The organism is Acinetobacter sp. ANC_7655 (assembly GCF_056784015.1).
In genome coordinates, this window is the sequence record NZ_JBWYJB010000001.1 from 312,842 (window position 1) to 325,347 (window position 12,506).

Here is a 12,506-nt window from a genome sequence, read left to right on the forward strand (position 1 = left end):
TATTAAAAACCGCCCTTACGGACGGTCTTTTTAGTTCTATCTCATCAAGCAACTGGCGCCAACGTAAACAACACCTGTCCCGTTTTCACCGTTTGCCCTTTTTCAATGGTAATCGCTTCAACCTTCATGCGTTCAGGCGCAATAATCGGAATCTCAATCTTCATCGCTTCAATCACCGCAAGCGTTGCACCTTCTTCCACGATATCACCTGACTGACATTCAATTTTCCAAATTGAACCCGGCATATGCGATTCCACCGCACAGCCACCTTCAGGTACTTCAACCCCTTCACCATCATCCACAGCATCTAAACTTTCAGACACATATTCTGCAAGACCTGCTTCATGCCAGCGACGACGTTCAGCATCAAAGTTGGCTTGTTGCACCGACTTAAATGCCGAAATGGACTCTTGGTTTTCAGTTAAGAAGTCGTAGTACTCTTTTAAGTTCAATACACCTTCTTCAATACGAAGTTTTAATCGACCGGCTTTAAAGTCCTCACGCATCTGCATAAGTTCTTCTTCAGACACTTCATAAAACTTAATTTGGTCAAAGAAGCGCAGTAACCACGGTTTGCCTTGCTCAAAGTCGGCATTTTTACGGTAACGAGACCACATTTGCGTGGTACGACCGACAAACTGATAGCCCCCCGGACCTTCCATGCCATAGACACACATATAGGCACCGCCAATGCCTACAGCATTTTCAGGGGTCCATGTCCGTGCTGGGTTATATTTGGTGGTGACTAAACGCTGACGTGGATCAAGTGGTGTTGCTACAGGTGCTCCCAAATACACATCGCCTAAGCCCATCACCAAATAACTTGCGTCATATACCACGTCTTTCACGGCTTGTTTATCTTTCAAGCCATTAATACGACGGATAAATTCGATATTGTCCGGACACCACGGTGCATCTGGACGAACGGTTTGCATATAGCGTTCGGTGGCAAGTTGCGTTTGTGAATCTTCCCAAGCCAGTGGTAAATATACAGTCCGTGATGGGACTTGCATCTCGGTCACATCAGGCAATTCAGCTTCTGCCACTTGCAACAATCGCAGTAAATCCAATTGATCGAGCTTGATCGAATCAAAGTGAATTTGTAACGAACGAATACCCGGTGTCAGGTCGATAATGCCGGCAATATTTTGCTTTTGAACCCATTGCATCAGCGCATGAATACGGAAACGTAAGTTCAGATCCAGTACCAACTCGCCATATTCCACCAACATGTAGTTGTTACCCGCAGGACGATACACCACATCAGGTGAACCATTTTCGCCTTTTAATACATCTAACACGGCATTTTTTAAGGTTGCGAGTTCAGGATAGAATGACTCATCAAATGCCACAGCTTGCGTATCTGAAGCTTTTAATTGCGCATGATATTTTTCATTTAAGAGTTTAGCTTGGTGATAGCTCACAGGGACAAATTTTACTTTATCACCGGCTTTAAGCTGACCGAGTTTCCATAGTTCGGAATGAATCACCACTGCAGGACAGACGAAACCACCGAGACTTGGACCATCTGGACCGAGAATAATTGGCATATCACCGGTGAAGTCGATGGCACCAATGGCATAGGCGTTGTCATGAATGTTAGATGGATGCAGACCTGCTTCACCACCATCCTCACGTGCCCATTCAGGTTTTGGACCAATGAGACGAATACCGGTACGGCTCGAGTTAAAGTGAATTTCAAAGATATTGGCAAAGAAAGTATCAATATCATTTTTGGAGAAGAAATCAGGCGCACCATGTGGGCCGTACATCACCGCAATTTCCCATTCATGACTAAATGACGGTACTTGTTCAGGTGCAAGGGCTTTCACTTCATTGCTTGTAAATGCCGTAATTGGAAGCATATCGCCAACCAGTAAGTTACGCCCTGCATGACCACCAAACTGACCTAAAGTAAAGGTTGCTTGTGAACCGAGATATTCAGGTACATTCAAACCGCCTTTGATGCCGATATAGGTGCGGCAACCTGTTGTAATTTTGCCACATTTTAAAATCTGACCTTTACGCACATTGATGGTTTGCCACATTGGCACAGCTTCGCCATCTAGTGTTGATGGCATATCGCCACCGGCAAGCACAATTTGACTGTCACAATGGAATTTTAACGTTGGACCTTGTAGCGTACATTCTAAGCCTGCAATGTTATACGCATTACCCAGCAATTGGTTTGCGACATTCAGTGACAATGGATCAATCGCGCCGGATGGTGGCACACCAACATCCCAGTAGCCCAAACGTCCTGTAACATCTTGCACAGCAGTTTGAATGCCAGCTTGCAACACTTCAATCTTTTGGGTTTTCCATTCAAAAGTATTTAAGAAACGTGTGGTTTGTGTCCCTGCTTTAAACACATCACAGTCGATAATGTTTTGTAAATATTCAAGATTGGTTTCAATCCCTGCAACTGAAGTTTTCGCCAAAGTATCCGTCATGGCTTGAATCGCAGAAGCACGATCGCCTGCTGTGACAATGATTTTAGCAATCATCGGGTCATAGAATGACGATACATTCGAGCCTGTTTCGACCCATGTTTCATTTCGGGCATTAGCATCAAACTCAACATGTGTCAGTAAACCGGCACTTGGTTGGAAGTTTTTAATTGGATCTTCAGCGTATAAACGCACTTGAATCGAATGACCTTTGGATTCGAGTTTTTCAGTTGGCGCAGTCCAGTCACCGCTGGCCAATGTCACCATCCATTCCACCAAGTCCACACCAAAGACTTGCTCCGTCACACCATGTTCGACTTGTAGACGGGTATTCACTTCCAAGAAATAGAATTCTTGGGTGTCGGTATCCATCACGAATTCAACCGTACCGGCAGAACGGTAGTTGACCGATTGCATCAGTTGAATGGCAACATTTTGGATGTAGGCACGTTGTTCATCATTGATATGCGGTGCAGGCGTTTCCTCAATTACTTTTTGGTTACGACGCTGTACTGAACAATCACGCTCACCGAGTGCGATCACCTGACCTTGACCATCGCCAAAAATTTGCACTTCAATATGACGGGCATTTTGTACAAATTTTTCAAGATACAAACCGGCATCTTTAAAGTTGGCTTGGGCTAAATAAGACACGGTTGCATAAGCATCTTTCAGTTCAGCTTCATTCCATACCAAGCGCATGCCGATCCCACCGCCACCTGCAGTACTTTTCAGCATCACAGGATAACCAATACGATTCGCTTCCGTTAAGGCTTCAGCTTCATCTGCAAGTAATTGACTACCCGGTAATAATGGCACATTGGCTTGAATCGCAAGCTCACGCGCCGTGTGTTTCAGACCAAAGGCACGCATCTGCGCAGAATTTGGTCCAATAAAAGCAATACCCTGTGATTCACATAGGTCGCAGAATTCAGCATTTTCAGACAAGAAGCCATAACCCGGATGAATGGCTTGTGCTCCGGTTTGTTTAGCAACCTCTAAGATTTTTTCAACGTTTAAGTAGCTTTGGCTGGCCGGTGCTTCACCGATATACACCGCTTCATCCGCTAAAGTCACATGCAGTGAATCACGATCGGCCTCTGAATAGACTGCAACTGATTGGATACCGAGTTTTTTAAGGGTACGAATGACACGACACGCAATTGCACCACGGTTGGCGATTAGAACTTTATTCAATCCATATTTTTTAGTCATGGTTATGCGTCCTCGCCGTCACGGATGATCAATTGAATTTTGGTTGGGTTATAGGCATTACAAGGATTATTCAGTTGTGGGCAGTTAGAGATCAGCACAATCAAATCCATTTCCGCTTTAATTTCCACATATTTACCCGGTGCAGAAATACCATCATCAAACTTTAGATGCCCCTCAGAGGTCACAGGCACATTCATAAAGAAGTTAATATTTGGACCGATGTGACGCACGTTTAAGCCGTGTTTTTTCGCAATTGGATGCTGAGACAGCGCAATCATGAAATTGTTACGGCAACTGTGCATTGGGTATTTGTCATGAGCATAACGAACCGTGTTACTTTCACATGAACAAGCACCGCCTAAAGTGTCATGGCGACCGCAGTTATCATCATGAATGGTGGCAATTTTGTTGCCAAAGTTGGTGTATAAAGCTGTACCTTTTTCTAAATAGATTTGTTTATTAATCGCTAAGGTATCAGTTGCGCTATAACGCTCTTCAGGGTTTGAAGCCGAGATAAACAGCGTATCCACCGCTTGGTTGCCTTCTAAATCCACAATACGGAAATATTGCCCTTTTTTGACTTCGCACATCCATACTTCACCAGCAGGACAAACTTCGCTTAAAACTGATTTTTCTAATTTTACGAGTGCAGTCATGTTGTATCCCCCTAATTAAGCGCTGAGTGCGTAGTAACGATTATTGTTTTGAAATGCACGCTGATTTTGCGGGCATGAATTACGACATACATCGCTGTCGCTTAAAGGAAGTGCTTTGTATAAAGACAATTGAACATCGGCAGGCGCATATTCGGTGCTGTTATCTAAAGCATGCGGTGCGGATGATATGAACACCAAGCAATCCATTTCAAAGCGGAGTTCAATCACTTGATTCGTATTGTCAGATGCTACATAGTTAAGATTGCCATGGTCATCCGGTTGCACTTTAGAAAACAGATTTAATGTACTGCTCAGGTCTGTTGCAGATAAACCAAACTTGGTCATTTCAAGCAGTAACGAATCTTTACCGTTACGGTACATGTCGTTGCGTGCATCTTGAAACGTTTTTGAACCAAATTGTTGTTCAATTTGCTGTGCATTGCATGGTGCACAAAATGCATCATTCCAACCGTGGTCATCTTTGACAATGGAAATCATCGCGCGACCAAGGTCCGATGCAAGGATATGCCCCGTGCTTAAAAATGCCGTATGTTGCCCTTTTAAGCTGTCTGGCATGTTATACCGTTCGAGCTTGTCTTCGCTATTGACGCAATACAGTGCCACATTGGCATTTTTACCTAAGGCTTTGAGTTGTAATACTGCGCCACGCTGAATGCGTGCTGACCAGTGGTGTCCACCCGGTAAACGTTCTGTCCAAAGGACTTGATCTTCGTGATAGTTTATTGTGCTCATATGCATCCATCCCAATCTTTTACGGTTTACCTCCCGGGCTTTTATCCCTCCGTGTAGCTTGAGCTTACAACTTAAGCCGTGAACTCTCGGTCGCAGACCTACATGAAATTTCATGTATCGGAACCCTAGATCACTTTATGATGATGTAGATAGATGCAAAGGCTGTGCCAAAGTAATACTTTTTTTTATTTTAGTATTACTATCGCTTGATATATAACATTTCTCTTAGAGCTGATTGTATTGAACGGAACTTTATTGAAGTAAACCTGTTGAATCAGTCGGAGTAAAGAATACTCGGTAAGCACCGAAATTAACCTGCGTGCAATTTTCTTGTGCAAAGAAAAAAGCTAACACATGATTCTATTTTGTTTGTTTTGAGCGGTTATTTTCTGATTGCTTAAGTAGGTTTAGACTCTGATTGATATCACGCACAGTGATTAACTTAAAAATCATAACTAAGCTTCCAAGTGCTACGAACAAAAGAAATACAAGTAAAATGATTAAAGTCATCCCTGTGTTTAATGCGCTATCTGAGGTATAACGAGCTAAAAACCAAGTAAAATTTGAAAATATAAAAAAAGCTAAGGAACCGGTGACGGTATATAGAGCACCATACGCTAACCCTTTAAAGACTAATTCCCGTTCTGAATAAATACATTGAATTTCTCCATTTTCAACTTTAAAAAATTTCCATGTAGTGCGAAGGGACTTCACTAAGTAAAAATAGTAATCTGCATATTTGCGTATAAGTATATCGGTTAAAAATGAAGGAATCTCGACACCGCCATTAAGTTGATCACTGGCAATTTTCTTCAAAAAAGGATCTATTGTTTTATTCGGGCTTACAGAGATAAATTCTCGAATGTAAAAAGATGCAGCCTCATATAAATTTTTATTTTCATTAAAACTTTTTAGACTCACAAAATACGTTTTTCGACCGTAAAAGACAGCGACGATTCCTATAAGCGTCGTACAAATAATCGAAAATAAGCTGAGATAGTCTGAGACTGAAAATGAAGGTATGAGTTGTATCATGGATATAATCTTAAATTTATAATGTATTGAGTTTTATAATTAAAAAACCACTTAGATAAATGACCAAAATAATGGACAATGGACTGAGATCAAATCGTTTACTTTCTACAAACAGATGATGAGTCCAATGTCTCGATGTCAGACATCAATCTTAGTTAAAAAAGTATAATCAAAAGCAAAAAATTCGTCTTCATACAAATAATAGCGACTATCTAATTTTCATCTTAACTTCGCTCATTATTGATATGAAGATTCATTCGAGGTTCAATCTTCACTTTATTCAGAATGATTAAACTTTCTTACATGTAATAAAGTTTTCTTGATTCTGAAAATTTAGCTAATTTTTTTATAAATGAATCGAAATAATCTTTTTCCTTATCTTCAGTTCGAAAACCTGCATATAAAGTACGCCTTAACCCCTCTGGTGCAACGCAATCTAGGCGACGTGAAGTGACCCATCCTTTGGTTTCATATTCGTTTACCACCCAATCTGGTAAAGCAGCAATTCCACGCCCACTTGCGACTAACTGAATCAGCATCTGGGTCAGATCTGTGGTTCGAATATTTTTTGGAAGAATATTTGCAGGAATGAATAACTTCGACATGATATCTAAACGATGTTTGTCTACTGGAAATGTAATCAGCGTTTCTTCAGCTAAATCTTGAACAGTAATGTTTTTTGCACGTACCAAAGGATGTGTTGTAGATAAAACAAGTCGTGATTCATATTCAAATACTGGGAAATATTCAACTCCCTTTAATGCAATTGGGTCTGCAGTAATCAACAAATCAAATTCGCCATTTTGTAGCAATTCATGAGGATTTGCTTCAAACCCTGATGCGAAATCTAAATCAACATCAGGATATTGGTTTCGATACTGATTTAATATCGGCATGAGCCAATCAAAACAACTATGGCATTCTGAAGAAAATGTAATTCTACCAGTTTGCCCATGGATAATACGCGTGATATCGCTTTGAGCAATCTGAACTTGCGGTAAAATTTCATCCGCTAACTGCAACAGTCTTAAGCCAACATTAGAAAAAGTAATTGGTCTCGTCTTGCGGTTGACGACTTCAACCCCCATCCACTGATCAAGCTCACGTAACTGATGAGATACGGCTGAAGGTGTAATGCAGAGATCACTCGCTGCAGCGACTAAAGAGCCATGCTCTCTCAAAGCCAATAGCATTTTCAAATGTTTTAGTTCGATCATATGGGAAAAAACTCAAATCATGATCCCTCTAGGGACATATTAAAATCTTCGCTTTAGCCCACATTAAGTGAGCTATCTAGGCTGATAAGACATTTGGGTGAAATTAAATCAATCCTTTTACAAGGAAGATACTTCCTATGATAACCAACAAGACAGCGAAACATTTCTTTAACATTGCTGGCGATAAGGCATGTGCAGTTTTGGCACCAAATTTTGCTGTTATAAAACTCATCACACTAATGCCAATGAAAGCATAAATATGAACATACCCGATGGTATTCGGCACATTGATCTCAGCAGTCATACCAAAAACCATAAACCCTATAGCACCAGCTAGAGCTATTGGTAATCCACAAGCAGCAGATGTACCGACAGACTTTTGCATCACCACCCCATAACGATTCAGATATGGAACGGTCAGACTACCACCACCTATCCCAAAGAGTGCAGATGCAATCCCAATGACACTACCTGCTGCAACTTGCTGACTTGATGAAGGAAGAGTCATTGTTGAATTAATTGCTTTGTTCGCGCCTGTAAACATAGTATACGCCACCCAAATCAAAAATAAGCCGACCATGATTTGAAGATGTAATCCCGATAACAAACCAGCAATTCCAGCACCTGCAAAACAGCCGATGGCCATGGGTGGAGCTAGATTTTTAAATACAGGCCATAGCACAGCACCATTTTTATGGTGTGCCATTAATGAGCTAATCGAAGTGACAACGATTGTTGCTAAAGATGTACCTAGTGCCAGATGCATAATGACATCAGGATCATAACCCATTTGGGTAAAGACAATAAAAAGTAGTGGCACAATAATCGTACCACCGCCTACACCAAACAGCCCAGCCGCAAAACCAGCAAATGCACCGATGATTAAAAAGGTTATAAGTTCCACAATAGACTAACTTTTAAAAAGATGAAGGGATTAAGGGGTTGAGTTAAGCGTGTTCCAACTGACCCACTTGATGATAAGCACGGTTAAAGTACACCAAACTTTCTTCTTGATTACTTTGCTTTACTGCAGTCACACGGCATAAAAAAATACTATGTGTCCCGACTTGTTGAATATTCTCAATCTCGCAATCAAAACTGACTAAAGCATCTTCTAAAATCGGCGACCCAGTTTTTAAATCACTCCAATCACCTAGTCTGAAACGATCTTCTGAGCTGAGCTTGCTTGAAGCAAAAGCATTCGAAAGCTGTTCATGCTGAGTACTCAGTACGTTTACAGCTAAGACTTTATTTTCAACAAAATGTGCATGTGAACGAGAGGACTGATTCATACAGACTAATAGTGTTGGCGGAGTATCTGTGACACTACATACCGCAGATGCAGTAAAGCCATGCATCCCTGCTTCGCCTGAGGTTGTAATCACATTTACCGCAGTTGTAAGTAAAGACATTGCATTTCTAAAGTCTGTGGCTTCAATCATCTCTTTCATCTCAAATATACATATGACGTGTCGTACATTAGACAGAACAAATGATCTTGCGACGATTTGCCCTGATTAATGCAAGACTACGTTTGATTAAGCTTCTAGCTCTTTACGGACAATGGTAGCTCCAGCACTTAAAGCCTCAAGCTTGCCACGTGCCACTTGACGAGAGAGCGGCGTCATACCACAGTTCGTTGATGGATAAAGCTTATCCGCGTCCACAAATTGCAAAGCTTTACGCAGGGTATTCGCGACTTCTTCTGCGGTTTCAACTTGATTAGTTGCCACATCAATTGCACCTACCATGACTTTCTTACCACGAATCAATTCAATCAAATCCATTGGCACACGTGAGTTTTGGCATTCAAGCGAAATAATATCGAGCTTAGATTGTTGTAGCTTCGGAAATGACTCTTCGTATTGACGCCATTCATTACCCAAAGTTTGTTTCCAATCGGTATTGGCTTTAATACCGTAACCGTAGCAAATATGAACCGCAGTTTCACATTTTAAACCTTCAAGTGCACGCTCTAGGGTTGGTACCCCCCAATCATTTACTTCATCGAAGAATACGTTAAACGCCGGTTCATCGAATTGGATAATATCCACGCCTGCTGCTTCAAGCTCTAAAGCTTCTTGGTTTAAAATTTTGGCAAATTCCCAAGCCAATTTTTCACGGCTCTTGTAGTGACCATCAAATAAAGTATCAATCATGGTCATTGGACCAGGCAACGCCCATTTAATTGGCTGATTGGTTTGGCTACGCAAGAATTTCGCATCTTCAACAAATACCGCTTGTTTACGAGAAACTTCGCCCACAACAGAAGGTACACTTGCATCATAACGATTACGAATACGCATGGTTTCACGCTTTTCGAAATCCACACCTTCAAGATGCTCAATAAATGTAGTGACGAAGTGCTGACGGGTTTGTTCACCATCACTCACGATATCAATACCAGCAGTGACTTGCTCATGTAATGATAATTTCAATGCATCACGTTTTGCCTCAAGAAGCTCTTCCCCTTCGAGTTTCCATGCAGACCATAGTTTTTCAGGCTCAGCTAGCCAAGATGGTTTCGGTAAACTACCCGCAGTTGAAGTTGGGAGTAATAATTTCGGTGGTGTAAGTGCCATGTCTAATCTTCTTTCTCTAAATTCGTGAATCTGCATATCAATTGGATGTTTTAAGCAGCTGTTTCGACTTCGAAATTTTCAGCCCATTCATTTAAAATGTCATGATAAGGCTTAATGAAATTTTCTTCTGTCCATTTACCTTGTTTGACTGCTAACTCAGCACGTTCTACACGGTCATACACCACACGTGTAAGTGAATAATCGCCATAGCTTAGACTTGGTTGATACACCACACCTGCAGGAGAGTTGGTGTTGTAGATTTCAGGTCGATAGATGCGTTGGAAACTTTCCATAGTTGCAATCGCACTGATCAATTCAAAATCAGTGTAGTCTCGGACTAAATCGCCAGCAAAATAGAATGCGAGTGGTGCGTTACCACCTTCAGGTTTGAAATAACGTACACGTAAGCCCATTTTGGCAAAATATTCATCGGTACGTGAATATTCATCATTTTTGTATTCCACACCCAAAATAGGATGTACGTTGGTGGTACGGTAATAGGTTTTAGAGGTTGAAACACTTAAGCAAATTACTGGTTCTTTATTGAATTCTGCTTTAAATACTGCTGAATTCACCAAATGTTTATACAATTTGCCATGTAGATCACCAAAATCTTCAGGTTTTTCACCCACGCCACAACCCAACTGAGGCAATACCACACTGAAGTCGTAATCACGCACATAAGATGAGAAGCTATTGCCAATCATACCTTCAATACGTTCACCTGTTTGGTGGTCAATCACCACACTTTTCAGCGTTTCAATAAATGGGAAAGTTTGTCCATTGCCTTCGATATCAAGTTCTGCAGAAATGATGTCGATCTCAAGTGAATAGCGATCACCTTTAGGATTATCGACAGTCGCCAAGCTATTAAAACGGTTGTTGATCATCGCAAGTGTACGGCGCAGATTTTCCTGACGACTTTCACCACGAGCCAAATTAGCAAAGTTTGTAGTCAAACGTGTACTTTCTGCTGGCGTATAGTTTTCATCAAAACGGATACGTTTAATTGAACACTCAAATGCTGTACTCATGGAGATTGCCACCTAAAATTTTATAAAAAGCTAATTTTCTGAATGGCTGTATTTAAACGTGAATAATAAAGTGAGTAAAACGATATAAATTCAGCTTAAGATGAGAATCCCTCATGTTAAAGCATATTCGCTATTTCAAAGCGATTTAGAATAGATGAGCTAACTTATCCATGCAGTTAATGAGTAGATCACTGGTATACGGATGCGATTCCGTTCACTCAAATGGTGCTCAAGTGAATTTATCTCAACCTAACCTTAGAAAATATCAGCTTATTAGAGGTTTAATTATCTACTCAATCTTTAAAATATAGGGTTTAAATTTAAACCTATATAACCATGTCAAACAAACTTGAACGTCAAAAACTGTCTCTCCCAGCAGGTCACGACAAACTTCTACTTCATTCCTGCTGTGCACCATGCTCGGGTGAAGTGATGGAAACCCTGATTGAATCAGGCATCAACTTTTCGATCTTTTTTTATAACCCCAATATTCATCCTGTCAAAGAATATGAAATTCGTAAAGAAGAAAATATTCGCTTTGCCGAAAAACATAACATTCCTTTTATCGACTGTGATTACGATACAGACAATTGGTTTGCACGCGCCAAAGGTATGGAAAATGAACCTGAAAAAGGCATTCGTTGTACTATGTGTTTTGACATGCGTTTTGAACGTACAGCTTTATATGCAGCTGAAAATGGCTTCAGTCTAATAAGTAGTTCGCTTGGTATTTCCCGTTGGAAAGATATGAAGCAAATCAACGACTGTGGTCATCGTTCAGCTTCACATTATGAAGGGATAACTTATTGGGATTACAACTGGCGTAAGAATGGTGGTGCTGTGCGTATGCTCGAAATCAGCAAAAAAGAGGAGTTTTACCAACAGGAATATTGTGGTTGCGTCTATTCCTTACGTGATACTAATCGTTGGCGTATGAGCCAAGGGCGTGATCGCATCAAAATAGGTGTGAAATTCTATTCAAATGCTCTGGATGATCTAGACTGATTACTTCAGTATTTAGCTATAATCTATATAAATAATTAAGCTTATGGCTAAATTTCAAAATTGTTGATCAGATTTTATAGTTTTTAACATATGAATGGTATTGTAAGTTTTTAACCACTCACGTTTAATCACTTCGAAACCTTGTAAACGCCAAAATTGCTCCGCTGCAGGTAAAAAGGGATGTGTATGCAAATACAAGGTTTCTATGCCGTGTTGCTCGGCATGTGTAAATAATAACTGACACAGTTGCGTGGCAATGCCTTGTCGACGATATTCAGGCAGTACAAAAAGTTTGACCACCTCAACAGCACCTTCAGCAATATCCAAATCAAAACGTCCGTCATAGGCACGGTAAGCAAGCGTTGCAATAATTTTGGCTTGATTTTTGACCACGATAAAACAGCCTAAAGGACTGTCCACATAGTACTGCTCAAACTGGGCAATATCTTTTGGAATACAAGCACCATACAGTTCTGGAAATAAAAGCTGCCGTGAATCTAAAGCAAATTGAATGACAGATTGATCAGCGGATTGCAGTGTTTCATAGGATAAATTCATT

At 40.8% G+C, this 12,506-nt stretch carries 11 protein-coding genes and 1 riboswitch; of the genes, 1 reads left to right on the forward strand and 10 read right to left on the reverse strand.

What is annotated here, in order from left to right; translation table 11 throughout:
* Positions 1-44 precede the first annotated feature (44 nt).
* From uca to AC1M9N_RS01680, 9 genes are all read right to left on the reverse strand, one after another.
* Positions 45-3,665 (reverse strand): urea carboxylase, encoded by a 3,621-nt coding sequence (gene uca / locus AC1M9N_RS01640; RefSeq protein ID WP_481954162.1) that lies wholly within the window; start codon positions 3,663-3,665, stop codon positions 45-47.
* A 2-nt stretch (positions 3,666-3,667) separates the two neighbouring features.
* A complete protein-coding gene (locus AC1M9N_RS01645; protein WP_481954163.1) occupies positions 3,668-4,321 on the reverse strand; it encodes an urea amidolyase associated protein UAAP2 in 654 nt (217 codons plus the stop codon).
* A 15-nt stretch (positions 4,322-4,336) separates the two neighbouring features.
* The gene (locus tag AC1M9N_RS01650) at positions 4,337-5,074 is read right to left on the reverse strand and encodes an urea amidolyase associated protein UAAP1 (protein ID WP_481954164.1); all 738 of its coding nucleotides are present in this window, start codon (positions 5,072-5,074) and stop codon (positions 4,337-4,339) included.
* Between the two features lie 28 nt (positions 5,075-5,102).
* Positions 5,103-5,214, reverse strand: a riboswitch (guanidine-I (ykkC/yxkD leader).
* Between the two features lie 220 nt (positions 5,215-5,434).
* Positions 5,435-6,109: a hypothetical protein gene (locus tag AC1M9N_RS01655; protein WP_481589887.1), complete on the reverse strand. Its 675-nt coding sequence runs from the start codon at positions 6,107-6,109 to the stop codon at positions 5,435-5,437.
* Between the two features lie 299 nt (positions 6,110-6,408).
* Positions 6,409-7,326, reverse strand: coding sequence for a LysR family transcriptional regulator (locus tag AC1M9N_RS01660; protein ID WP_180027730.1), 918 nt, complete (start codon positions 7,324-7,326; stop codon positions 6,409-6,411).
* A gap of 103 nt (positions 7,327-7,429) precedes the next feature.
* On the reverse strand, positions 7,430-8,230 hold the full coding sequence (locus AC1M9N_RS01665; RefSeq protein ID WP_481951799.1) for a sulfite exporter TauE/SafE family protein: 801 nt from the start codon (positions 8,228-8,230) through the stop codon (positions 7,430-7,432).
* A gap of 43 nt (positions 8,231-8,273) precedes the next feature.
* Positions 8,274-8,768: a flavin reductase gene (locus AC1M9N_RS01670; RefSeq protein WP_481954302.1), complete on the reverse strand. Its 495-nt coding sequence runs from the start codon at positions 8,766-8,768 to the stop codon at positions 8,274-8,276.
* Between the two features lie 96 nt (positions 8,769-8,864).
* Complete coding sequence (locus AC1M9N_RS01675) at positions 8,865-9,908, reverse strand: methionine synthase (protein ID WP_481954165.1); 1,044 nt, start codon at positions 9,906-9,908, stop codon at positions 8,865-8,867.
* Positions 9,909-9,958: 50 nt separating this feature from the next.
* Positions 9,959-10,942, reverse strand: a complete 984-nt coding sequence (locus tag AC1M9N_RS01680; RefSeq protein ID WP_481954166.1) for a putative oxygenase MesX — start codon at positions 10,940-10,942, stop codon at positions 9,959-9,961.
* A 336-nt stretch (positions 10,943-11,278) separates the two neighbouring features.
* On the opposite strand from AC1M9N_RS01680, the gene AC1M9N_RS01685 reads away from it, so the two are divergent.
* On the forward strand, positions 11,279-11,947 hold the full coding sequence (locus AC1M9N_RS01685) for an epoxyqueuosine reductase QueH (protein WP_092766431.1): 669 nt from the start codon (positions 11,279-11,281) through the stop codon (positions 11,945-11,947).
* A 54-nt stretch (positions 11,948-12,001) separates the two neighbouring features.
* Here the strand turns inward: AC1M9N_RS01685 and AC1M9N_RS01690 are convergent, their stop codons facing one another.
* On the reverse strand, positions 12,002-12,505 hold the full coding sequence (locus AC1M9N_RS01690) for a GNAT family N-acetyltransferase (protein ID WP_481587082.1): 504 nt from the start codon (positions 12,503-12,505) through the stop codon (positions 12,002-12,004).
* Position 12,506 lies beyond the last annotated feature (1 nt).